The sequence below is a fragment of the Pyrinomonadaceae bacterium genome, assembly GCA_036277115.1.
In the GTDB taxonomy this organism is placed as follows: domain Bacteria; phylum Acidobacteriota; class Blastocatellia; order Pyrinomonadales; family Pyrinomonadaceae; genus UBA11740.
This window is the reverse complement of sequence record DASUNM010000005.1, coordinates 1-24,491: the sequence shown is the minus strand read 5'-3', so window position 1 is coordinate 24,491 and position 24,491 is coordinate 1. Positions and strand designations below refer to the sequence as shown.

The following is a 24,491-nucleotide window of genomic DNA, read 5'->3' as shown; positions in this document are numbered from 1 at the left end:
CTGGCTTCATCAAAATGGGGGCAAACGAATCGTCCGGACGCGTCTAAAGATCGTGATAGCATGACCCGGGCCTCCGAAGAACACGCGATTTTGAGCAACAGTAAGAGCCGAATTGATGAAGTAATTGGCGCCGGCGCGCAGCGGCTGGTTGAACGTGCGGACAACCCGCGACGGCTCGACGCGTCTGCGCTGATCCAGCGTGTGCGCGCCACGGTCGAGAAATACGTTCTCAAACACGAGCCCCAGGCTTCGGCCGAACAGATCGCTTCCTTCATCGACGGCTTACATGCGGACGATCTGTGTTTGGTCATTGCCTGCCAGCGAGGGGATCAATCCGCGTGGAGTGAACTGGTCGAAGGCTACGGCGCGACGGTGAAATCGGCCGCGCGCGGGGCCAGTCCGAACGCCGAAATGGCTGAGGATCTGGCCCAGTCCATCTGGGCTGAATTGCACGGCCTTAAAGTTCGTGATGACGGGCAACCGGCAGGCAAGTTGGCGTACTACTCGGGTGCCGGCTCGCTTGGCGGGTGGCTGCGCGCGGTAGTCGGACAACTTGCAATCGATCGCCATCGACGCGAAGCGCGCCTGGTCCACACGGAAGAAGATGCCGATTTGGATCGGCTTTCACGCGAGAGTGAAAAGGAATCTCCGGATGGCCGGGTCTTCCATTCGATGACGACACCGGAAGACGAACTGGCGACGAACCTTGCGTCCGCCGCGGTTGAGAAGGCGTTCGCACGCGCGTTGGTTGAGTTGGAAGATGAGGATCGTTTGCTTGTGAAGCTCTACTATTTTGATGGACTGCGCCTGCGTGAAGCCGGCGCGGTGCTGGGCGTGCACGAAGCCACCGCGAGTCGCAGATTGACGCGAATTCATGCGGATGTGCGCAAGCGTGTCGAGACGCTCTTGATGAACGAACATGGCTGGACACAGACTGAGGCGGCGCGTTCGCTCTCGCAAATTGCTGCCACGCTGCAAATGGACGTTGAGCCGCTGCTCGCCGCACCGGCTGCAACCATGGTTGAATCTTCTGAGACGGGAAGCGACTCGGTCGCTGTTTAGTACCAGACCGCAAGATCCGGCTAAGTCGAGCGTTCAACGATTTAGGGAAATCAGCGACGGCCACGTCGCCATGTTTTTGAGAATGCTGAGCGATAAAGACATGGATGTGCTGATTGGACGCTACGCGAAAGGCGCGGCGAAGGGCACCCCTGTCGAACATCCTGACGCAGATGAGTTAAATGCCTTCGCGGAGGGTGCGCTACCACCGGCAGCCCGGCAGGGTTATTTGTCGCATTTCGCCGACTGCGATGACTGTCGAAAACTGGTGAGCCAGTTGGCGGTGACGACTGGAGCCGGCGTGGAAGCCCGGATTCCCGCTTCTCAGCCCGTGGCTGAACCATGGTGGAAAAAACTCGGCACAGTGTTCGCGATCCCGACGTTGCGTTATGCCGCGTTCGCCGTCGTATTGTTGGCAGTCGGTGGAATCGCTTTTCTCGCTTGGCGCCAACCCACGCAGCGAAATGATGCAATGGTCGCGCAGCACCAACCGCAGACTAGTCCGGTGGAAGCAATCAAGCCGGTGACGAGTTTAGAACCTGATGCGCCGCGCGAAGGAGCCCAGCGGAACACTAACACCGCGATCGCGCAGCCGACTGTTTTGTCCGCGCCCGATCAGAGCAAATCCGGATTGACGACATTAAGTCCGCCGCCGCCTCCGAAACCCGGGGAAGCGCTTGCCGCGAAAGATGCGCCCGTCGTGGGCGGCGCGGCTCGTGCGGACGACGCGCCGCGCGCGCAGTCATCTCCGTCGTACGCGCCCGCGCCGGTGGAGACGTATCGCTCGGACCGTGAGCGAGCGCAACAGACACCCGGCGCCATTCCGGGCGGACCGCGCCGCAACGAATCGTACGACAAGTACAAGAAGGCTGAGGGAGACTTTGCTAAGGCTCGTGATGAAGAGAGCAATCGGGCCGCGGCCAATAGACCGGCAACTGCGACTAAGCAGGAAGATTCAAAGAGCGCGCAGCCAACGTCAGACGTTGCCGATTCAAGTCGCGGGAGGCTCGGAGAATCGCGAGCCGAAGCGCGTAAGTCTGCAGCGCCCAGCTCCAGTACTGAAGAAGCAGACCAGACGCGTGCGGTCGGCGGCCGCAAGTTCAAGCGCCAGGGAAACGCGTGGGTCGATTCCAAACTAAAGTCCTCAATGTCGGTCCGAACTATCGGTCGCGGTTCGGAAGAGTTCGACAAGCTCGATTCCGGCCTGCGTTCGATCGCCAAACAGCTCAGCGGCGAAATCGTCGTGGTTTGGAAGGGCAAGGCCTACCGAATACGGTAAATAGTTAATCGGGAATCGTAAATAGACCTGAACTGTTCGCGGGCCGCTGTCGTACCTATTCGCGAAGCAGTTGCTGAAGCTTTTCTATTTACGATTCACGATTTACTATTCACGCGCATGTTTTGCCCTTCCTGCGGAACTGAAAGCACCGGCCTTAAATACTGCAACCGTTGCGGCGCGAACCTCGGCTCGCTGAGTGCGCCGACGGAAATCGTCCAGGTTAATCTGACCAAGCCCGCCTTAATTATTGGGATCATTCTCGCGGTCGTGACCTTGGGCGGCTTCGCTCTGCTGGTGATAGGCGCGGGCATGTTGGCAACTGTGACGCGGGCAGTGGATCCGCTGATTGCCCTGATCTTCATGGGCCTCGTTACCATTCTAGTGGCCGATATTCTTCTGATTCGGCAGCTCTCGAAAATAGTTACTGCCGCCTTGAAGCCCGATCAGGGTAGATCACAACAATCCATCGCGCCTGAACCTGCGCCGCAGTTCTCACGTGTAAACACCGCGCCCTTTCTTCCCGCCGCGAGCGTCACCGAAAACACGACTCGTTTTCTCGAGGGTGACTATCGCGCGCCCGTCGAACCACAGCCGGCCGAAAAACAAAAGACCTAGTTGCTCGCGCGAACGGTTGCGACCGCCAATCGTCATTGATAGAGTTCGTCGCGTTCTCAGCCTGAACTCTAAAAACTTGAGGTGCAAAGGTATGCGGCTGCCCGTGGAGAAGCGTGCGCTTTTTCTGTTCGCCCCGATGATCATTGGAATAGTGTGCACCGCTGCGTACGGCCAGCGCCGGGCCGCGCCAGTGCGTGGCAATCCCGACATTCCCAAAATCGTTGCCGAAATGAGTGCGCGTCGAATCGAAGCGAGCATTCGCAAACTCGTGAGTTTCGGCACGCGGAACACGCTCTCTGAACAGAACGATCCGAATCGTGGGATTGGGGCGGCGCGCGACTGGCTATACGCAGAGTTTCAAAAGGCGGCGGCTGAATCGGGCGGGCGCATGACCGTCGAGAAGCAGAGTTATGAACAGCCGCGCGCGCCGCGAATTCCGCAACCCACAGTCGTCACCAACGTCGTGGCGACGCTGAAAGGGACGCAATCTGAATCGACGGCTCGGGTGTACGTTGTCAGCGGCCACTACGATTCGATGTGCAGCAGCCCGACCGACGCTAAGTGCGACGCGCCCGGGGCAAATGATGATGCATCGGGAACCGCCGCCGTGCTTGAGATGGCGCGCGTGATGGCTAAATACAAGTTCGACGCGACCATAGTTTTCATGGCCGTGGCCGGGGAAGAGCAGAGCCTTTTGGGGGCGACCTACTTTGCCGAACAGGCGAAGAAAAACAATATGGACATCGAAGCGATGTTCACGAACGACATCGTCGGCAACACGCTTGGCGGCAATGGCGTGCGCGATCGTCGGACGCTGCGTGTTTTCTCGGAAGGCGTGCCGTCGAATGAAACTCCGCAAGAAGCAACGACCCGTCGCAGCGTCGGCGGTGAAAACGATTCACAGTCCCGCCAGCTTGCGCGGTTCATCAAAGAAGTCACCGAACGCTACGTGCCGGCTATGAAAGTAATGATGATTTATCGCCGGGATCGATATGGGCGAGGCGGAGATCATCAGCCGTTTCTCGAGCGCGGCTATGCCGCGGTTCGTTTCACCGAACCGAACGAGGACTATCGGCATCAACATCAGAACATCCGCATTGAGAACGGGATTCAGTACGGCGACCTGCCGCAGTTCGTCGATTTCGGTTACGTAGCGAACGTCGCGCGGGTGAATGCCGCGTCGCTCGCGGTTCTCGCCTCTGCCCCCGCCCGGCCAAAGAACGTGACCATGACGACAGGTCTTTCGAATGATACAGAACTGAAGTGGGAAGCCAACAAAGAACCGGACGTGGTGGGCTATGAAGTTGTCTGGCGCGACACGACGGCGGCGACCTGGACGAACTCGCAAACGGTCGGGAACGTGATGACCTACACCTTAAAGGGCATGTCGAAAGACAATTACTTCTTTGGCGTGCGTGCGCTCGATCGGGCAGGAAATCGCAGCCCGGTGACGTATCCGCGCCCGGCGGCGCGCACTCAGACGACGCCGCGACCCACTTCCCGCCCCGCTCTGCCGTAGCCCGGATGCATGATTTACTCAACCAAAGCGGATTTTGCGGCGTCTAAGACCATGTAACCGATAACGTTCGATTCTCGACGGATTCAGAAAGTCACCAAAATGAATCAGAAAAAGCCCGGTACGCACTCATCACTTCTCAAACGCGTAACTGCGTTGACGTCAGCACTGGCGCTGCTCATCACAAGCTTTGCGGCTGTCAGCGGCCAAAGCATGAAGCCAAAATCGACGGTGAAGGCGGGCAAGCTCAGCGAAGACCAACGCATCGTGCACGTCCTGAACCGCCTCGGATATGGCGCGCGGCCGGGCGATGTGGAGCGGGTGAAATCAATCGGGCTCGACAAGTACATTGAGCAACAACTGAACCCCGAAAAGATTGACGACACGGCGACGGAAGCGAAGCTGCAAAACCTGGCGGCACTCCGCATGACGACGCCGGAGTTATACGAGAAGTATCCGCAGCCGGGCCAGTTGCTGCGCGCGCTGCAACAGCGTGGAGCGTTGCCCCAGGACTTAGCGGCGGCACGCGATAATCGACAACAGAATGGCGCGAACAATCAAAATTCGAATCAGCCGAAGACGGGTGAGTCGACGTCAGGCGAGATGCAGGGACCGCCGAGTAATCCTCCGAATCCCAATCCCGACCCGTCGGGAAACCCGATGAACAATGCCGAGTATCGTCGCGCGGTTTACGCTTACTTTAAAGAGAACAATTTGCGGCCACCGCAGTTCATCACCGGCGAGCTGCAAATGTCACGCATCCTGCGCGCGACCTACAGCGAGCGGCAATTGCAGGAAGTGATGGTCGATTTTTGGACAAACCACTTCAACGTTTTCGCGAACAAGGGCGCCGATCGCTGGTTATTGATTTCATACGATCGCGACAGCATTCGGCCGAACACAATGGGCAAGTTCCAGAACTTGCTGCGGGCCACCGCTGAAAGCCCGGCAATGCTTTTCTATCTCGACAATTTTCAAAGCGTGTCACCGAATGCTCCACAGCAACAGCGACCGGCCCAGATGCAGCGGCCTGGCCAGGCACGGCGTATCGATCAAAGGCTGCTCACGATGTCGAACAATCCACAGGATCAAATGCCGCGGCAGACTCAACGTCCGCGGCGCGGCATCAACGAGAATTACGCGCGCGAGCTGATGGAGTTGCACACGCTGGGCGTTGACGGCGGCTACACGCAGAAAGATGTGCAGGAAGTCGCGCGGTGTTTTACCGGGTGGACGATCTTCGCCCCGCGCGGAGCGGGTGCGGCCGCAGCACAACTCACGAATGCAGGCGGCCGCCGCGCTGAAAGACTGCGCGAGGAGGCAGGCCAGTTCTATTTCAATCCGCGCACACACGATGATGGCGAAAAGATCGTGCTCGGCCACAAGATTCCGGCCGGCGGTGGCGTCAAAGACGGATTAATGGTGCTTGAGATTCTGGCGAAACATCCTTCGACGGCGAAGTTTATCGCGACGAAGCTTGCGCGCCGGTTTGTTTCAGACGACCCACCGAAGTCGCTGGTCGATCGCGTCGCGCAGACTTATGCAAAAACTGACGGTGACATTCGCGAGATGCTGCGCACGATCTTTCTCTCGCCGGAATTCAATTCAGCTGAGGCGTATCGGGCGAAGATCAAGCGACCGTTTGAGCTGGCCATCAGCGCCGTACGCACGCTGGGCGCCGAGACGAATGGCGGCCCGCAATTTCATCAGTGGATTGCGCGTATGGGCCAGCCACTCTACGGATTTCAAACTCCGAATGGTTATTCAGACGTGGCCGAGGATTGGGTGAACACGGGCGCGCTGCTCGAGCGGATGAACTTTGCGCTGGCGCTGGCGAGCAATCGCATTCCCGGCACGCGGGTCGACCTGTCACGTTTCGTTGGCGACATGGCTAAAGACAAAACGATCGATAAAGAGAAGCTGCTTGATCGATTTGTGACGTTGATTGCCGGCGGCGAGATTTCGGCTAAGACCAGAGAAAGCCTGCTGAAGCAGCTTAACGATCAAATCACGGTCCCGACGATGCCGGTGGTGCAGACCGCATCATTGAAGATTCCACAGAACCCGTTTGAAGAGGGATTCCAGCGCGGCAATTTCCCCGGCCCTGGCGGTGGACAACAGAATAATCAGCAGCAGCGGCAACAAGCTGGTAACTCCAATGCGGCTGCCATTGATAATCCGGTCGTGAAAATTGCCGGGTTGCTACTTGGATCGCCCGAGTTTCAAAGGCAGTAAATAGTAAATCGTGAATCGGAAATAGATTTCGTCTATTCACGATTTACGATTCACGATTCACGAGGTTTTTATGAATAGAAGATACTTTCTTAAATCCGGCAGCATCGCGCTAGCGTCATTCGGGGCGATGGCCGTCACGCCTTCATTCTTGCGACGCGCGCTGGCGCAAGCGATCGAGAAAACCGGACGGCGCAAGACGCTGATCGCGATCTTTCAGCGTGGCGCGGTTGATGGACTGAACATGGTCGTTCCCTTCGGCGAGAGCGCTTACTACGATCTGCGGCCGAATATCGCGATCTCGAAACCGAATGGCAGCGCGGAAGCGGCCATCAACCTGGACGGTTTCTTTGGGCTCCATCCGTCGATGCAGTCGTTCAAATCGTTGTGGGATTCAAAGCGGCTCGCGATCGTGCACGCGTCGGGCTCGCCCGATAACACGCGTTCGCATTTCGATGCGCAGGATTACATGGAGTCGGCTACGCCGGGAGTGAAGTCTACGCGCGATGGCTGGCTGAATCGCTACCTGCAAAGTAAGACCGACTCGAAGTCTCTGTTCCGCGGTGTCGCGATGACGCAGCAGATGCCGCGCGCGATGCAGGGGCGCGCGCCCGCGATCGCCATGTCGAATCTCGCCGAGTTTCGTATTCGCGCCGGCCAGACATCGGCCTCGGTGCAAGGTGGCTTTGAAGAAATCTACGATCAAGCGGCCAACGACTCTTTGCGCGGCACCGGCAAAGAGACGTTCGAAGCAATCAATTATCTGAAGCAGGTGAATCCCGCACAGTACAAACCGGAAAATGGCGCGAACTATCCGGCGAATGGATTCGGCAACGCGCTGCGGCAGACTGCGCAGTTGATCAAGGCCGGCGTCGGTTTAGAGGTCGCCTTCACGGAAGTCGGCGGCTGGGACACGCACGTGAACCAGGGAAACCAGCAGGGACAGTTGAGCAACCTGCTGCGGAATTTCAGTTCAGCAATTGCGGCGCTGAATGCTGACCTTGGCCAGCGCATGGATGATGTCGCGATCCTTTCGATGTCTGAGTTCGGCCGCACCGCGCGCGAGAACGGCAACCGCGGTACCGATCACGGCCACGCGAACGCAATGTTCGTCCTTGGTAATTCGGTTCGCGGCGGGAAAGTGTACGGCGATTGGCCCGGGCTTAAGTCTTCGCAGTTATATGAAGGTCGAGACTTGGCGCTGACGACGGATTTTCGAGATGTCTTTGGCGAAGTCGCTCAGAAACATCTCGGCGCGACTGACCTGAAAGCAGTGTTTCCGGGTTATACGGGAGCGAAGTTTCGGGGCGTGCTGGGTTAAGCCTGAACCTGAGATCAACGTAAGCACAGTCAAGAGCCCGTGGAATCCCTTCCGCGGGCTCTTGTTGCGGTTTTGAGGCTCATCGAGCGCTTAGAAAACAATACTTTCGAGCTCAGTCTTCCAGCACAAGAGGCCTTACTATCTATGACAAAATCCAGGATCCATTTCAGTCGCCGCGCTGGCCGGCGGGGTTTGAGGAAGGCACCCACATATCAAGCGCCCCGCGGTTGCAACTGGGACAGCTTTTATGGCGCCGGCGTTCAGCTCTTCCGCTTGCCGGTGTAAACCCCCGCGAAGTTGAAACTGTTATCGTCGTAGGTCCCCGTGCCGTTCCAGAAACTCGCGCCGTGAAAGTTTTCCGCTTTCGCATAGCGCACGCGGAACTTGCCTGGGCCATCGCTGACGATAACCAGTTCATCTCCCTTGCTGCCCGGCGGGCCGTAGTCGATCAGGCCATCTTTCTCCGAATTACTGATCAGTGTCGGAGAGGCGTTCCAGGTGTTGTCATCGACTTTGGTGATCACCAACTCCCACACTCGGGGACCTTCGTTGGCGATCCATGTGCCGCTCAAGTCTCTTGTCCCGGTCGAGGCGTTCGAGGTCTTCGAGTCGGTGCTGGTCATTGTGCCGCTGGAAGGATTTCCCGCAGTGGCTGGTTGATTCGCCGATTTCTTAGTACAGGCGAAGCAGGTTATTAGCAGAAGCGCTACGGCGATAGTTCGGTTCATGTGTGGTCCTCTGTGTTCGTTGAAAAACGAGGCAGCTTATACAAGAGCCGGTTTTCGGCGTCAACTTTCCCCCTCCCCGTAAACGGGGAGGGGTTAGGGGTGGGGTTATGCGCGTTCAACCTCTCCCCCAACCCCTCTCCGCGAGCGGAGAGGAGAGCCAAAACAGACTTGCGTGAATCCGCGGCTGATTACTTAACAACGGCGACAATTCTCAGCGGCCCGCCGCTGCCGCCGCCAATCTTCATCGGCAGTGCGATCACGAGAAAGTCTTTTGCCGGCAGCGCGCTCATGTCGCCAACGTTTTCGAACGCGGGGATGTTCTTGGCGAACAGAATCTGGTGACTTTCGAACAGCGTCGATTGGCCATAGTCGATGCTGGGCGTATCGAGACCGATGGCTTTGATCGATTTGTTGAGCGTCAGCCAGCGCGCCGCATCAGGATGCAGGCCGGGGAAGTGAAGCTTCGCCACCGCGCCGGCGCCTCGTTCGTCCGTGCCCATGTATTTCACACGATCGGGCCAGTGCCTGGCGAAGCCCGTGCGGAGCAGGATGATCGCGTCCCTCGGAATCGCTCCGTGCTGCGATTCCCACGCGGTAAAGTCGGCCACCGTCACCTGGTAATCGCGATTCGCCTCACACTGCTTCGTCACGTCAATGACGATCGCGTTGCCCATCAACTGCTTCAACGGAATTTGATCGACGGTGTGCGAGTTAATCGCGAAATGCTTCGGGGCATCGATGTGCGTTCCGCCATGCTCCGGAGAGGCGAACTTGTTCGCGGCGTAATAGAAACCCTGCGGAGTGTGGCCGTCGAAGCCCTTCTCAAACTTAAATCCGTCTTCCGTCGGCCAGTAAATTGTTTGCGCATCGAACGGATGGGACAGATCGATAATCGTTGCGCCGGAGAGATCAAACGTCTGAACCGGCTCCGTTTTGGTCTGAGTACAACCAGCGAGCAGACAACAGACAAAGATGAGCGCGTAAGCTTTCTGCATTTTGGATCCTCGATAGATGTCGTGCGAACTTATTGCGGAGCAGATTATTCACACGAACACTTTAACGTGCAAAGGTTCTTGCTTGCTGCTGATGCATAGCGCTGGTTCGGGGCACTAGCCCGACCGTTAGGGAGGGCTCATTAAGTCGCGAGTGGAGCCCTCCCTAACGGTCGGGCTAATGCCCCGGCGGAGACTGGCGCTGATCTGCACACGTGTTCGCTACTCTCTCGTTGCTGAGTGGCGCGGTTCGCTCGATTGGGTTTATCCTGCGAACGATCTGATTCCAACTAAACAACCGAGGCCCAATCCATGAACTCGCGTCGTCGCCGAATACTGATCCATTCGTTGTGTTTCCTGTTTGCTGTCAGTTCGCTGCTCGCGCCCAGCATTGCTCAGCGACGGCAGCCACCTGAATCCGCGACTTACGATCCAAAACTGATCTCGGAAATCAAAGCGATTCAGAAAGCGGCGCTCGAGAGCGATTACGCGTACCGGCAGCTTGCGCATCTGTCGAACAACATTGGCGCGCGGCTGAGCGGCTCGCCACAAGCGCAAAAAGCCGTCGAATACACAGCGGCGGAGCTGCGCAAACTGGGCCTCGAAGTGAAACTCGAAAAGGTGATGGTGCCGCACTGGGTGCGCGGCGAAGAGACCGGAGCGCTGGTTGAGTATCCGCACATGGCGCCCGGAACCACGCAGAAGGTTGTATTGACGGCGTTGGGCGGCAGCGTCGCGACTCCGGCGGATGGGCTGATGGCTGAAGTTGTGGTCGTGAACAACTTTGACGAATTGACCGCGCTTGGCCGCCGGCGTGTCGAAGGCAAAATCGTTCTGTTTAATGCGAAGTTCGATCAGCGTTTAGCGGACAATGGCCTTTCGGGTCCAGCTTACGGTCAATCGGTGATTTATCGCGGAGCCGGCGCGAGCGCGGCGGCCCGGCTCGGCGCAGTGGCAGCCCTAAACCGTTCGTCCGGAGGCGCTGATTACCGGCTGCCGCACACGGGTGCGATGCGTTATGCGGACGACGCTCCAAAAATTCCGGCCGCCTCAGTCACATCGGAAGATGCCGACATGATGGCTGACCTCGCCGCGCAGGGCCGCGTGCGAATGCGTTTGCTGTTGACGCCTCAAACTCTTCCGGACGCGGTTAGCTACAATGTTGTCGCTGATATGAAAGGCAGCGAGCATCCTGAGCAGATCGTGATCGTCTCAGGCCATTTGGATTCATGGGACCTGGGCACGGGTGCGATTGATGACGGCGCGGGCTGCGTGATGGCAATGCAAACTGTGCAGTTGCTCAAGCAATTGCGGCTGCGGCCGAAGCGCACAATTCGCGTGGTGCTTTGGATGAACGAGGAAAATGGTCTGATGGGCGCGCGCACTTACGCGAACGATCACAAGAACGAGATGGCCAACCATTTTGCCGCTCTCGAAGCCGACGCCGGAGCCGGCCGGCCGATGGGTTTCTATGCTGCGGGCAAACCTGAGATTCTGGCGCTGCTGCAACCGCTGGCGACGATTCTGCAAACGCAGGGTGCGGGTGTGACGCGTCTGGTAGAAGACACGGGCGCGGACATAAGCGTACTCACCCCGTTCGGCGTGCCGACATTCGCGCCGCTCCAGGATACGCGCACGTACTTTCATTACCATCACACGGCGGCCGACACTCTGGATAAGATCGATCCGCGCGACCTTCAGGAGAACTGCGCGGTAGTCGCTACGCTGATCTACACGCTCGCGTCGATGCCGCAGCAGTTGCCGCGCTGATTTGGAGTGCGGTGGCTTCGAGGCCGCTTTGGATTTCATTTGGCACTCAATCGCTACGGAGTGAGAGAAAGTCGGCGGCGCGCTTTCGTCTTGTGAATGTCGGATAGGCAACCACCATCCAAAGCGCCGTCGTCGCCCCGACAAGTCGGAACTTTGCCGGCGCACTCTAAATCTGCCGGCGTACTCCAAATCGGCGCCTTCCAAATTCTTCATTTCGATTCGATCGACTCGACCAATCTCGAAGCGATGCGCCAGGCCAAAGCCGGTGCCGGCGAAGGCCGGTGCATTATCGCGCGCGAGCAGACGCGCGGCCGTGGCCGGTTGGATCGAAGCTGGCACTCGCCGAAAGACGCCGGTCTTTATCTCAGCATTGTTCTCCGGCCGAAGTTTGATTTGGCGCGCTGGCCGCTAATTAACCTGGCGGCCGCGCTGGCGGTTCACGACGCACTTTTCAGAACGTGCGATTTGAAAGTTGACATCAAATGGCCGAACGACATCTGCGTGAGTGATCGAAAGTTGTGCGGCATCCTCGCGGAGACGGTTGAAACGGAAAGTGGGTTAGCCGCGATCGTCGGTATCGGAATAAACCTCCACGATGAAAACTTTCCGGCTGAGTTGAAACCGCAAGCTACTTCGATTCGATCTGTGACCGGGAGTGATGTCAATCGCGATATTCTGGTGAACGGGCTTCTGAAGGCACTAAGTGAACGCTACGAAATGCTCAGCAGTGATAGCGGCGGCGAACACACCATCCGCGAGTGGTGTGCAAACTCGTCCTACGCATTTGGCCGAATGGTTCGCGTGTCACTGGGTAACGAACATTTCGCCGGCATCACGCGTGGACTTGAAAGCGACGGCGCGCTGCGAATTGAAACGGCTGACGGCAAGATTAGGATTGTTCGGGCTGGTGATGTCACAGCCTTGCGGGCGCATAGCGGCGCCTAAGCCTTGCGCGAAAAGTCGCTCAAGGACGAGCCGCGCGAAGACGAAGCGACTAAGATCGAAAACCCCATGGAGACCAAACGCATCGTTATCTCGACCTTCGGCTCGTTTGGTGACATTCATCCTTACATTGCGATTGCGCTTGAGCTGAAAGCGCGCGGACATCGTCCACTGATTGCCACCTCTGAGGTGTATCGCGAAAAGATGGAGACGGCCGGAATCGAGTTCCATCCCGTGCGGCCTGACGTGCCTTCTTACGACGACACGCCGGAAATACGAGCGCTGATCGAGAAATTGATGGACCAGAAAACGGGCCCGGCGGCTATCGGCGATTTAATCCTTCCGCACCTGCGCGACATCTATTCCGATCTTGATGCGGCGACGAAGGACGCGGATTTATTGCTGACCCATCCACTCCCATTCGTGGGCACAATGGTCGCCGAGAAGAAGCGTCTGCCCTGGGTTTCGAGCGTGCTCGCGCCGGCCTCTTTTCTTTCAGTTTACGATCCGATCGTGCCGCCGCAGTGGCCCTGGCTTTACCATTTCATGAACCTGAGTCCGTGGGTGGGTCGCGGCGTGATGGCGCTCGCGAGAATCAAACTGGATAAGTTGGCGAAGCCAATTTATGACCTGCGCAACGATCTCGGATTGCCGCGTGGCGGGCAGCCTTTGTTCGAAGGGCAGCATTCGCCGACGAAGGTTTTAGCGCTGTATTCGAAACTGCTGGGAGCGCAGCAACCCGACTGGCCAGCCAATACGGTCATCACGGGTTTTCCTTTTTACGATCGTCGCGACTACTTTGGCGAAACCGCGATGCCGGCGGGCCTGACGGACTTCCTTGACGCCGGCGCGCCACCGATTGTCTTCACGCTCGGCTCTTCAGCGTTTTGGGTCGCGCGAGATTTCTATCGCGACTCAATCACCGCGGCCGCAGCGCTGGGACGGCGCGCAGTGCTTTTGATTGGCCATGAGCCAAACCTGCCGGCTTCTTTACCTGCCGGCATCGCCGCGTTCGAGTACGCACCCTTCAGTGAGGTCCTACCGCGCGCGTGCGCGGTCGTTCATCAGGGCGGCGTCGGCACAACGGGTCAGGCGATGCGCTCAGGCAAACCGGTTTTGCTTGTGCCGCACGCTCACGATCAATTTGATAACGCTGCGCGAGTTGAGCGGCTAGGCTGCGGACGTTCTCTACCGCGTCCGCGTTACGACGCCGAGTCCGCGACGCGCGAGTTGCGAAAGCTACTTGATAATCCGAGTTATGCGGAAGCTGCGAAAAGGGTCGGCGAAGCCGTGAGTCAGGAAGACGGCACACGCGTGGCGGCGGATGAAATTGAGAAAGTTGCGCAACGCGGATAGTAGAAGCGACTCGGCATGTCCGCGTTTATGGTTACGGGATGCGGGGGACGCTCCCAGTGACTACCGGCTTGCCTTGATGTCGTAGGCCCACAGCGTTCCGGAATCCCGAATGTAAAGTCGCCCATTAGCAATCACCGGATGAGCATACGCCGTATCCCCATACGGCGACCCCTGGTTAGACTTCGGCTGAACCGGAGGAGTGAAGCGGCCCTTTTCGCGATAGCCTTCATGAGTTGCCTCAACCAACCCGACATCTCCCTTCCAGGCGTGAACATATAAGAGCCCATCGGCATAGGCGACCGAAGCCCTGCCGAGACCATCAGCCTTCCATATCACCTTACCCGTCGTAAACTCAACGGCGACCATCTGCTGCCCCGCCGGTTCAGTGCCATAAAGGTAGTCACCGATTAGCACCGCTCCGCCGAAACCGTTTGGGAGACTGCGCTCCAGATAGACCTGTTCCGCCGCGACTCCTTTGCCGTCGGGCTTCAAGCGGACGAGCCCGCCTCCGATGCCAAGGGCCCCAGCGTACACGTAGTCGCCACGCACGACTGGGGTGAAAACCTGGGCTGGGCCTTTGACAACTTCCTTGTAGCGCCAGAGGAATTCACCCGTCTTCGCATCAACTCCCACGACGCCCTGGCTCAAGAAATTCACGTATTGTTTGCGACCGCCTCCTTGCACGACGATCGCCGATGCATAACCCGCCGGGTCGCCGCCGGGAATCGCAGATTTCCAAATGACTGCGCCAGTCTTTTTGTTAAGCGCCACCATCGTCGCCTGCGCGCCACCCGGCGTTACGACCACGAGGTCACCATCAACCAGCGGAGACTCTGCATACGCCCACTCGTGCGGCTGGCCGCCGAAATCTTTCCTGAGGCTCTTCTGCCAGCGAATCTTGCCGCTCTTGGCTTCAAGGCAGGCGAAATCACCATCCGAGCCGAGGGCGTAGATGAAGTTGCCGTCAACGGTAGGAGTGGATCGGGCCTTCGGATATTTTGGGTTCTGATCCGGATTGCCTACGTTGCCGATGCGGGTGGTCCAGATAACTTTTCCATCCTCAGTTGAGAGCGCCTGAACAAACTCATTCTCCATCCCGCGATTGCTCACCAAATAGATTCGCGTGCCGACCACGGACGGGCCGGAAAAGCCGTCCCCAATGTCGTTGACCTGCCAAAGCAATTTCGGGCCGCCGGTCGGCCATTGTTTAAGGAGGCCGGTCTCTGACGAGACCCCAGTCCGTTCCGGTCCTCGCCATTGAGGCCAGTCGGAAGCTGAAGCCGACATGTTGGCAGCCGTGGCGAAGCAGACGGCCAGGACGAATAAAGAAAGCGCTGTAGTGGTGGCTAATAATCGTGATTTCATTTCAGTTGCAAAGACCTCCGGCGGCTCGCGTTCGAGCATTCGTTACGATCATGGAGTGTCTTAATTGCGTCTTTCCGCGAGTCTCTTGGCGGGCTTAGTTGCTCCTTGCAAAAGATGCAGGTTCACGCAAAGACTCCAAGTCGCAAAGTAACGCAAAGGTAGATTCGGACACCACCCATGCTCTTGTGACGTTGAGCATTACGAAGCAAGAGCGGTTGATGTTCCTTGGTCAGGCGGACACTCGGGCAGCAAAAGTGCGCCTGAGCCTGCGCGCGATGCGAAACGCCAACAGGCAGGCGATCGCGCTGCCAGGCAGTATGAGTGCACACGTTACGACGGCGAGTCCCTTGACGGCCTCTGGCGGTGCGAACTTTGGATCCTGGGTGGCCCCGGGCAAGTACGGAGGTATCGCATTGAGATTGAAAAAGAACCACGCTGCCGCGTAGCCCAAGACGAAAATCGTCAGGACTGCGTACGTCACAGCCGCTCGGTAACGCATGGTGGTTCGCTGAAGAAACTCTCCCGCGAGCCAGCCAGCTATGGCGGGCGGAATCCAGAACCCGACCAGGACGATGATACTGGGCAAGCGATCAGGAATGAGAAAGGACATCATGGCGAGTTCGACCGATCAATTAGCGTCGGGAACCTCCGCGACCGAGTAGTACGCTACGCCGCCCCGGCTGCGTATCCTGTTGACCTCTTCATCGGCACCGGGGCAGAAGCCATCAAGCCGCAGGACGGCGTCACAGCGATCGGCCAGTGCCAGAGAGAGCGGCATCATGATCGACTCGTACGCGTCGGATTCCGCTACTGCTATCAGGGGGAGCGCGCAGTTGACCCCCACAACGGGAACGTGGCCCTTTCGAAACAATTCGTACGCGGCCCGGTTGAGGTTAGCCAGATTCTGTTCTCGGTCCGCTTCCGACTTCGCGCCACTCCGGTAGGGGCCGGCGATCATAATCCACATAACGCATCCTCTCGTGAAGACGTCCGACGAGGCGCTTAAGATTAAAACTCAAATGAACGAGCCAAACTTTGCGTAAAGGAAACTGAAAACCGCAAAGAGGAACGACACGATCATGGCGGCTAACGTCATTCTGAGTCCTAAGAAACTGGGACGGCTTGATGCCTCGATTTCAAAGGTCAGCCGTTTCACTTCATTCTCAAACTCTCGGAGCCAGGACCACATGATCAAGCAACCGAAGGTCACTCCCAATGAAGCTACGCCAATCAGAATAGGAAATAAACGCCGGGTCGATGTCGGTATCTCTTTATTAAAAATGTAAACGCTGATCGCGCTGGCGATCGTGACATATAGCGTGATCCATCTCCAGAACAGATCGAGATGATGCTCATACAATCGGACGAGCATGTTTATTTGTTCGCGGACAGGCTGAATGTCTTTGCTGGGCGCCATCGACTGTCGTATGCCTCAAAGAATTTACAACTAATGTCAGAGTTGACCAGGCGCTGCGACCTTTGCAGTTACATTGCTGAGCAACCTGAGACTAACAACATCCGGACTGGGCTTGATAATACTCCTTCTTCCGCATTATCTTGCCCGTCCTGCTAATATCACAAATTCATGCTACTCGTAATCGACATTGGCAACACGAACACGTCGCTCGGAGTGTTTGACGGCGAGAAACTGCTGACACACTGGCGTCTGACGACGGCGCGTTCGCGCACGGTTGATGAGTGGGGTGTACACGCACGTAACCTATTCGCGCTTGCCGATCTGGATTTCAAATCAATCAGCGGGATCGCAATTGCTTCAGTCGTGCCGCCGGTAAATTTCACCCTGAAGCGGATGGCCGAAACTTACTTTCATCTGACACCGATGTTTATCGACGACACGGTCAACACCGGCGTTCCGATTCTTTATGAACCGGCGTCAGACGTCGGCGCCGATCGAATCGTTGATGCCGTCGCGGCAATTCACAAATACGGCAAGCCCTGTATCGTTGTTGATTTCGGCACCGCAACCACCTTCGACGCGATCAACGCAAACGGCGAATACCTCGGCGGAGTGATCACGCCGGGCATCACGATTTCTTCCGACGCTTTGTTTGAACGTGCCGCAAAATTGCCGCGTGTCGAAATCAAGCGTCCGCAGAAAGTAATCGGTTCGGCCACGGTCGAAGCGATGCAATCCGGCCTGTACCACGGCTACGTTGGCCTCGTCGATGGAATTTTAAAGAAGATGATTGATGAACTTGGCCGTTCCCCGCGCGTGATTGCGACGGGCGGCCTCGCGCCTTTGATCGAGCGCGGCTCAAAGTTCATCCAGGAAGTCGACGAGACATTGACGCTGGAAGGGTTGAGGTTGGTTTACGAGCGAACAATAAGTCCAAAAACCAAAGTCCAAAGTCCAAAGTCCGCAGAGTAACGGCTTCACTTTCGACATTAGACGTTGGACATTGGACATTAGACTTTGAACTACTTTTCCTACTTCTCAGAAATCGAAGACACTTTCATTCGCCGCCGCGGCAAGCACTTGATGCTGAGCCCAATCGACTGGGCCTTGATCGAAAGTTGGAAAGAGCGTGGCGTGCCGCTGCACGTCGCGCTGCGCGGCATCGAACACTCATTCGATTCGTACGAGTCGAAGAAACACAAGCGCACCGTCAAGACGCTTCTGTACTGTCAGGAAGAGGTCGAAGCGCAGTACGCGGAATGGCTTGAATCCAGAGTAGGCAGCCACGAGCCGGCGGACGAGACATCCTCGCCTGCAGCGGACACCTCCCCGTTTTCGCGCGACGCAATCCTCGAACACCTCGCCCGATCTCTCGATGAAATACGGCAACTCGCGCAAGATCGAAAACAGGAAGACTCGTTCAGCGAAGCCTTAGCTCGCACGCTTTCGTTGTTGACCGAGATTCGCGACGACTATTCGAGCAGCGCCAGCCCCAATACGCGCAAGCTGGAAGAATCTTTAACGGGGGTCGATCGTTTGCTCGATGACTCCATTCGCGCGGTCATAAAGGAAACGGAACTCGCGGCGATGCTTTCTGAGATCGATTCGCAGATAAAGCCTTACAAGCGTCACATGGACAAGGCCACCTTTGAACAAACGCGCGACAATCTCCTGCGCAAACGTCTGCGCGATCACTTTGGAGTACCTCGGCTGAGCCTCTTCTATCTCTGATCCGCCCGACGCGAACTCTTGAGTGCCGGCCGAAAACGGAGTATCGTTCGCGCGCTGTATATCGTACGAGCCCCGCGAAGTTGGGTTAGCTGCGGTTGAACTTCCATAGGGAGACATTTTCCCAGATGAACCTCCCGATAAACGATCAGACCGATGAAACTCTCGAAGTTGTCATCGAGAGAATGCTTCCGGGGGGACTGGGCCTGGCCCATGCCAACAGCCGGACGGTCATGGTTGCGCTGGCCGCGCCCGGCGATCGCTTGCGGGTGCGCATCGATCGGGTAAAGGGAAGCGTCAGCTTTGCTTCAATCGTCGAAGTTCTCGAGCCCGCGCCTGTTCGGGTCGAGCCGCCATGTCCTTACTTCGGTCGCTGCGGCGGCTGCAACTTCCAGCAGTTAAGCTACACGGCACAACTCGCCGCGAAAATCGAAATCATTCGTGATTGTCTGCGGCGTGTCGGTGGTATCGAAGCCATCCCGGGATTTGAAATTACTGCGGCGCCAAACGAGTGGCACTATCGCGCGCGTGCGCAATGGCAATACGCTTCGGTACGCCGGTGGCTTGGGTATTTTGAAGCTAACTCGCGCGACGTGTGTGACGTTGCCGAGTGTGCCGTGCTCGTGCCTGAGCTTCAAAGCGAACTCGAATCGTTGCGCGCGCAGATGACGCAAGGCGATTTGCCTGACGACGCGCGCTACTTCCGCGCGGTTGTTGGTGACGAAGAAGTTTCGGTTGCAGCGGATGTCAGCGGACGGGGCGCCGGCGTGGCCGGCATCACCCGCACCATTCGTGACGAGCGCTATCACCTGAACGCGAACAGTTTCTTTCAGACGAACCTCGATCTCGTACCGGCTCTGATCGACTTTGCGTTGGGTGACGCGAGAGGCGAAACGGCCATTGAACTCTATTCGGGAGTTGGATTGTTCACTCTGCCGCTCGCGCGCCGATTCGCGAATGTGATCGCGGTTGAAGACGATGCCGCGGCGAGCGATTTTGCGCGCCGCAACCTTGCGGAAGCAGGTTTGAGCAATACCGACGTTGTAAATCAGGACGTCGGCGATTGGCTGGATTGCTGTGATGGCGACGTCGACTTCCTTCTGCTCGATCCGCCCCGCACCGGCGCTGAGTCGCGTGTGATCTCGGGCATTGTCCGTTTGAAACCAAAACGGATCTGCTACGTCTCCTGCGATCCGGCCACGCTCGCGCGCGACTTGAAGAAGCTAATCGCCGGCGGCTACTCGATTAGTTCGATTCAGGCTTTCGACATGTTTCCACAGACGCATCACGTTGAGACGGTTGTTCACCTCACTGGTTGAGGACGTCCATGTTGATTCTCCCGCGACCTCGATTTGTTACCGCTCCCCTCCTGTCCCCCGCGATTGCACTGTGCGGCGGGATAGTCGTTCAGCACTACGCAAAGCTCAACAGTCGATCTTTTGCGATTGTGCTGCCCGTCGCCGTCGCCGCATCGATCGTCTGTCTGCTAGCGCTCAAGGGTGGGAAGCTGTTTGCGTCCACGCTCGCACTGCTGATCGCATTTTTCTGCACCGGGATGGTGCTGGTGCGTTCAACCGACCTTCCGCCGGCTGCGAATCGTATTTCGACGATGTACGACCAGGGCGCCATCGGGCCGGGCGACCCAGTCGAAATCGTGGGCGTAGTCATCGGCGAACCTGAACCGGCGCCGCACAGTTTCTATCTCACGATGCGGGTCGAGCGAGTTGCGTTCAAGGCCATCGAAAGTGATGCCTCCGGCACTGTCTTCCTCCTTGTTCCAACTTCAACTGAAAAGCGTAAGCAGGAATACGACGCGCTCGCCTTGCATCACGGCACGCGCCTGCGAGTCATGACCAAGCTGGATCGCGAAGATGACTTTCGTAATCCGGGAGTCTCGCAATTCACCGAATACCTCGAGCGCAAAGGCTACGATGCGACCGGAATAATTAAGAGTCCGCTGCTGGTTGAACGAATGGATGACGAACGAGTGTTCGTGCCGCTCGCCTGGGTTTACAGCTGGCGCGCGCGCCTGCAGACAGAATTTCAGCAAAGGTTCTCGGCAGAGACGGCCGGCGTTCTTAATGCCGCACTGCTTGGCAACCCGCACAACATTTCAGCCGGGGCGGCGGAACGCTTTCGCGCGGGTGGCACGTTTCACATCCTGGTAATTAGCGGACTACAAATCGCTTTTATCGCGGGTGTGGCAATTCTGATCGTTCGACGGGTAACTCAAAAGAAGCTGCTTCAGTTTCTGCTGGCCGCACTGTTTCTGTGGGCATACGCGATCGCCGTGGGCGCCGAAGCTTCAGTTACCCGGGCGGCGCTGATGTTCACGCTCGCCGCTTTCGCTCCGGTCGTATCTAGGCGCGCGAATTCGCTGAACACGGTTGCGGGCGCTGGTTTGGTATTGCTCGTGCTGAATCCCCTCGATCTCTTCAATCCTTCGTTCCAATTAACGTTTCTATCGGTGGTTGCCATCGTCTGTGTAACGCTGCCGTTGCTGCAAACCATGCGACGCGTTGGCACGTGGCGGCCGACGATGGTGACTCCGTACCCGCCGCGGTGTTCGGCTTGGTTGAAAACATTATCCGAAGCGCTGTTCTGGAGCGAACGCGAATGGCGCGCTGAAATGGCCGCGTCGAACATCCAGTATCGTTTGTTCAGGACTCCGATTGCCGCGAAGTTGGAACGCTGGCGGGTTCAGAAGATCCTGCGCTACGCCTTGTCGGCCATCGTTATTTCGGCGAGCGTGCAAATTGTTCTGTTGCCCTTGATGATTTTGTACTTTCATCGCGTATCAATAGCGTCACTTCTATTGAACATCTTTGTCGGCGTCTTGATGGTGGTCCTGGCATTGACCGCGTTGGCTGCCGTGCTCGTCTCGCAAGTCAGCACGATGCTGGGCGGACTGTTGGTCCTGTTTGCCGAAAAAACGAACTGGTTGATGACTCATGCGATCGATCCGCTTTCGGTTTTGGGGCTTGGTTCAATACGGCTGCCGCATTACAGCGGGTTGGCGGCGGGCGTTTACGCCGTGTACTTCATCTTGCTGGCGGCTTTAGTCGGATCCTTGTCGAAATGGAATCCGTTGCGGTCTCACGCGTCTACTGGAGTTAACCGGCGAACGGTGAAGACGGCGGCGATCGGCTTGGCAATCGCTTTGTTGGTTGTTGTGGTCCACCCGTTCAGCGCGACGCCACCTGATGGACGACTGCGCGTTGAGTTTCTTGACGTTGGACAAGGCGATAGCGCGCTCCTCACTGCGCCGGACGGAACTACGATTCTGATCGACGGCGGTGGCCAGCCGAACTTAAGCTGGGCAAAAAATGACCGCGAAGACGGAGAGCCAGCAATTGAACGCGACACCCGCAGTATCGGGGAGCAGGTGGTTTCACAGTATTTGTGGTCGCGAGGTTTGGATCGCGTCGATTATCTCATCGCGACCCATGCCGATGCAGATCACATCGATGGCCTCAACGACATCGTGCGCAATTTCAAAGTCCGCGGCGCCATCGTGGCGCGCGCGCCGGAGAATGATGCGGAGTTCGCAAAGTTTGTGCAGGGGTTGCGCCACGCGCGGGTTCCGCTGGAAATTGTTGGCGCCGGTGATGTGATTCGCGCCGGAAACGTTTTGATAGACGTGCTGTGGCCGCGACCGATTCAGACTGCCGGCTCGCCTTCGCGTAACAATGATTCTCTCGTGCTGCGCGTTCGTTTTGGCGAGAAGTCCTTTCTGTTTACTGCTGACATTGAAAAGGAAGCTGAAGCCGCACTCGTCAAAACCGGAGCGGGACTGAAAGCGGATGTCGTTAAAGTCCCGCATCACGGGAGCAAGACCTCTTCGACTGAGCCGTTCGTCGCCACCGCGCAACCAACTCTCGCGATCATTTCCGTCGGGCGCCATTCAATCTTCGGTCATCCCAGCCCGGAAGTTGTCGAACGCTGGCGAGCGAGGGGCGCACAGGTCATGACGACGGGAGAGAAGGGAACGATTAGTGTGGTGACCGATGGAGTGAATCTGACAGTTGGCACGTTCGTGCCCTGATGCGCCTAAACAAAATCCGGCTCGGCAGGTGTGTAGGATTCGATTGTCGAGCTGCCCAGCTTATAAGTCTTCAAAACTCCCAAAGGTGGCGCGTAGATGTGAATGGTGACGAGGTCGCGTCCCGATACGTCGGGATTTCCGAGCTGATGGATGTCGGGAATCTCTGAACCGGTGAGGCCGCCGGCGCGCAGCTCGCGATGCGACGCGTACTGCAATCCCTTTTCGGTGTCGTACTCAAAAATTGTCTCCCACATGATGCCTTTGTGCACAAACACCGCGCCGTGTGAGCCGTTGTGATCGTGAATCGGCGTCCGCTGTCCGGGCTTCCAGCACAGCACCAGCATCTCGACAAAATCATTTTTCATTACGCGATGCCGCGAGTAGTTGCCGGCCTTGAAACCGAGATAAGGCGCGACTTCTTCCCGCGACATGTCCGTGCCTTCAACCAGACGATAGACGTCGGCCAGCGCCGGGACGGCGGTCATTGATTTGAGCGCTTCAGCTAAAGCCTGGAAGGTGAGTCGAAAGTCGGAATCCGCGGGTTTCGGTTCGGTTGCTTCGATCGCTTGCACGATAGGTAGTCTTATAGCCGCCGCGTCAAAGTGAGTCAAGTGAAACGGTTTCAAGTTTCTGGTCTCAAGTTTCAAGTTTTAATTTGCGAACTGACATAACTTCAAACTCGAAACTTCACTTGAAACTCACATCCGGCCAGCCAACAGAATGCGCAGATCACGAACGTTAGTTCCCGTCGGACCCGTCGTAATCACATCGCCAAGCGCTACGAAAAAAGAATACGCATCGCTGCGCTCCACGAAATCGGTCGGGTCTAATCCGATTCTGCGTGCGCGTTCAATCGTGGTGCTGTCAACGATTGCACCTGCAGCTCGACTGTTACCGTCGATGCCGTCGGTTCCCGCGCAGAGCGCCACGAACTCGCCGATTTGATCCCGATGTTCCTCGGCAAGAATAGCCAAACGTAGGGCTGTCTCAAGATTTCGGCCACCAAGACCATCACCGCGGACGGGACAGGAGAACTCGCCACCGGAAACCAGGCAAACATCTCCGGCGTGACTCGATTTTAGTTCGCTGAGGTGCTTCAGAAGCTTCTGAACGCCAGCCTCTATCGGTTCGTCGGAAATGTCGCGCGCGATTTCGACAGTCAGCCCGCGCTTGCGCGCCGCAGTGGCTGCCGCTTCCAGCGCGGTGTCGTTGTCGAGAAGCACAAAGTGCTTTCGTACATTCGTTGAATTGTCTAAAGGCAACGTTCCGTCATCGGAATCAATAGCGCGAAGAATCGGCTCAGGCAGCAAAGGCCTTAGTTGGTAGCGCTCGATAATCTCCTGCCCTTTCGGAGCGTTCTTAGGCGGCCGAAGTGTGGGACCGGAAGCGACGTTCCACTCTTCGCCTGCGCGCACATCTGAGACTATCAAAGTAATCTGGTCGCAGTTCGGCGCCTTGCCCGCCAGGCGTCCTCCTTTTATGAAGGAAAATGTTCGCCGCACTGCGTTAATCTCAGTGATCGAAGCGCCGCAGCCAACCAGGGTCCTGTTTGCCATGCGGATGTTGCCGAGATTGATCTCACTACTGATTGGCCACTCAATCATTGCTGAGCCGCCGCCAGAGACTAGAAAGATCACCAGCGCGCGCTCCGTGTTGGCGCGATCCAGCAGTTTTAGCGCTTGTTCCGCAGCGAACAGGCTGCCGTCGGTTGGTAAGGGATGTCCGCCAGTGCAGCAGAACCATGGTTTCGGCAGTGAAATTTCCTGATCGAGGGTGAAGCGCCGAGGATCAATCAGCAGGCCACCCGTGAGGGATTTCCCCAGAATGGTATCGAGGGCACCGGCCATCGCTAGCGAAGCTTTACCGAGGGCGATTGCGTAAATGCATCGGTTACTAAGGTCAAGGTCCCCGATCGAAACTGTGGTCCCCTTGAATTGAACAGCGCGGCGTACGGCAGCGCCTGGGTCAACTGCACGCAAAGATTCGTCAAAGATTGCGCGTGCCGCTTGTCTCAGCTGGAGAATCTTTGACATGGACTTCGCGCCGTAGGCGCCGAATGTTTATAGCTTGCGATTGCACCCTCCCCCAAATCGAGAGTGGAGCGAATCCCGAAGCCTCGGGATTCG

At 57.4% G+C, this 24,491-nt stretch carries 21 protein-coding genes; 13 read left to right on the top strand and 8 right to left on the bottom strand.

Annotated elements, in window-relative coordinates; all coding sequences use genetic code 11:
* Positions 1 to 60 precede the first annotated feature (60 nt).
* The 6 genes from VFX97_01295 to VFX97_01270 all read left to right on the top strand — a co-directional run bounded on the left by VFX97_01295 (position 61) and on the right by VFX97_01270 (position 8,022).
* Positions 61 to 1,062, top strand: coding sequence for a sigma-70 family RNA polymerase sigma factor (locus VFX97_01295; protein ID HEX5701835.1), 1,002 nt, complete (start codon positions 61 to 63; stop codon positions 1,060 to 1,062).
* An 82-nt stretch (positions 1,063 to 1,144) separates the two neighbouring features.
* On the top strand, positions 1,145 to 2,338 hold the full coding sequence (locus VFX97_01290) for a hypothetical protein (protein ID HEX5701834.1): 1,194 nt from the start codon (positions 1,145 to 1,147) through the stop codon (positions 2,336 to 2,338).
* A gap of 117 nt (positions 2,339 to 2,455) precedes the next feature.
* The gene (locus VFX97_01285; protein ID HEX5701833.1) at positions 2,456 to 2,953 is read left to right on the top strand and encodes a zinc ribbon domain-containing protein; all 498 of its coding nucleotides are present in this window, start codon (positions 2,456 to 2,458) and stop codon (positions 2,951 to 2,953) included.
* Between the two features lie 136 nt (positions 2,954 to 3,089).
* Entirely contained in the window at positions 3,090 to 4,472 is a 1,383-nt protein-coding gene (locus tag VFX97_01280; GenBank protein HEX5701832.1) for a M28 family metallopeptidase, read from the top strand.
* Between the two features lie 99 nt (positions 4,473 to 4,571).
* Positions 4,572 to 6,704, top strand: a complete 2,133-nt coding sequence (locus VFX97_01275; GenBank protein HEX5701831.1) for a DUF1800 domain-containing protein — start codon at positions 4,572 to 4,574, stop codon at positions 6,702 to 6,704.
* Between the two features lie 70 nt (positions 6,705 to 6,774).
* Entirely contained in the window at positions 6,775 to 8,022 is a 1,248-nt protein-coding gene (locus VFX97_01270; protein HEX5701830.1) for a DUF1501 domain-containing protein, read from the top strand.
* A gap of 260 nt (positions 8,023 to 8,282) precedes the next feature.
* On the opposite strand, the gene VFX97_01265 is transcribed toward VFX97_01270, so the two are convergent.
* Positions 8,283 to 8,750 (bottom strand): hypothetical protein, encoded by a 468-nt coding sequence (locus VFX97_01265; protein ID HEX5701829.1) that lies wholly within the window; start codon positions 8,748 to 8,750, stop codon positions 8,283 to 8,285.
* A 188-nt stretch (positions 8,751 to 8,938) separates the two neighbouring features.
* Complete coding sequence (locus VFX97_01260; GenBank protein HEX5701828.1) at positions 8,939 to 9,745, bottom strand: cyclase family protein; 807 nt, start codon at positions 9,743 to 9,745, stop codon at positions 8,939 to 8,941.
* Positions 9,746 to 10,054: 309 nt separating this feature from the next.
* On the opposite strand from VFX97_01260, the gene VFX97_01255 reads away from it, so the two are divergent.
* The 3 genes from VFX97_01255 (at position 10,055) to VFX97_01245 (ending at position 13,810) form a co-directional block, all read left to right on the top strand.
* Complete coding sequence (locus tag VFX97_01255) at positions 10,055 to 11,512, top strand: M20/M25/M40 family metallo-hydrolase (protein ID HEX5701827.1); 1,458 nt, start codon at positions 10,055 to 10,057, stop codon at positions 11,510 to 11,512.
* A gap of 96 nt (positions 11,513 to 11,608) precedes the next feature.
* Entirely contained in the window at positions 11,609 to 12,457 is an 849-nt protein-coding gene (locus tag VFX97_01250; GenBank protein HEX5701826.1) for a biotin--[acetyl-CoA-carboxylase] ligase, read from the top strand.
* A 3-nt stretch (positions 12,458 to 12,460) separates the two neighbouring features.
* On the top strand, positions 12,461 to 13,810 hold the full coding sequence (locus VFX97_01245; protein HEX5701825.1) for a nucleotide disphospho-sugar-binding domain-containing protein: 1,350 nt from the start codon (positions 12,461 to 12,463) through the stop codon (positions 13,808 to 13,810).
* A 60-nt stretch (positions 13,811 to 13,870) separates the two neighbouring features.
* Here the strand turns inward: VFX97_01245 and VFX97_01240 are convergent, their stop codons facing one another.
* The 4 genes from VFX97_01240 to VFX97_01225 form a co-directional block, all read right to left on the bottom strand.
* A complete protein-coding gene (locus VFX97_01240) occupies positions 13,871 to 15,175 on the bottom strand; it encodes a PQQ-binding-like beta-propeller repeat protein (GenBank protein HEX5701824.1) in 1,305 nt (434 codons plus the stop codon).
* Between the two features lie 229 nt (positions 15,176 to 15,404).
* Positions 15,405 to 15,788, bottom strand: coding sequence for a hypothetical protein (locus VFX97_01235; protein ID HEX5701823.1), 384 nt, complete (start codon positions 15,786 to 15,788; stop codon positions 15,405 to 15,407).
* A 15-nt stretch (positions 15,789 to 15,803) separates the two neighbouring features.
* Positions 15,804 to 16,142: a hypothetical protein gene (locus tag VFX97_01230; protein HEX5701822.1), complete on the bottom strand. Its 339-nt coding sequence runs from the start codon at positions 16,140 to 16,142 to the stop codon at positions 15,804 to 15,806.
* A 48-nt stretch (positions 16,143 to 16,190) separates the two neighbouring features.
* Positions 16,191 to 16,592: a hypothetical protein gene (locus VFX97_01225; protein HEX5701821.1), complete on the bottom strand. Its 402-nt coding sequence runs from the start codon at positions 16,590 to 16,592 to the stop codon at positions 16,191 to 16,193.
* A 168-nt stretch (positions 16,593 to 16,760) separates the two neighbouring features.
* Between VFX97_01225 and VFX97_01220 the strand changes: the two genes are divergently transcribed.
* The 4 genes from VFX97_01220 to VFX97_01205 all read left to right on the top strand — a co-directional run bounded on the left by VFX97_01220 (position 16,761) and on the right by VFX97_01205 (position 22,365).
* Positions 16,761 to 17,564 carry a type III pantothenate kinase gene (locus VFX97_01220; protein ID HEX5701820.1) on the top strand — a complete coding sequence of 268 codons (804 nt, stop codon included), beginning with the start codon at positions 16,761 to 16,763 and terminating at the stop codon, positions 17,562 to 17,564.
* Positions 17,565 to 17,609: 45 nt separating this feature from the next.
* Positions 17,610 to 18,323, top strand: coding sequence for a hypothetical protein (locus VFX97_01215; GenBank protein HEX5701819.1), 714 nt, complete (start codon positions 17,610 to 17,612; stop codon positions 18,321 to 18,323).
* Positions 18,324 to 18,448: 125 nt separating this feature from the next.
* Entirely contained in the window at positions 18,449 to 19,639 is a 1,191-nt protein-coding gene (locus VFX97_01210) for a class I SAM-dependent RNA methyltransferase (GenBank protein HEX5701818.1), read from the top strand.
* Positions 19,640 to 19,647: 8 nt separating this feature from the next.
* Entirely contained in the window at positions 19,648 to 22,365 is a 2,718-nt protein-coding gene (locus VFX97_01205) for a ComEC/Rec2 family competence protein (GenBank protein HEX5701817.1), read from the top strand.
* Between the two features lie 5 nt (positions 22,366 to 22,370).
* Here VFX97_01205 and VFX97_01200 read toward each other — a convergent pair whose 3' ends face one another.
* Positions 22,371 to 22,991, bottom strand: coding sequence for a cysteine dioxygenase family protein (locus tag VFX97_01200; protein HEX5701816.1), 621 nt, complete (start codon positions 22,989 to 22,991; stop codon positions 22,371 to 22,373).
* Positions 22,992 to 23,063: 72 nt separating this feature from the next.
* Entirely contained in the window at positions 23,064 to 24,398 is a 1,335-nt protein-coding gene (locus tag VFX97_01195; GenBank protein HEX5701815.1) for a DUF4147 domain-containing protein, read from the bottom strand.
* Positions 24,399 to 24,491: the final 93 nt, after the last annotated feature.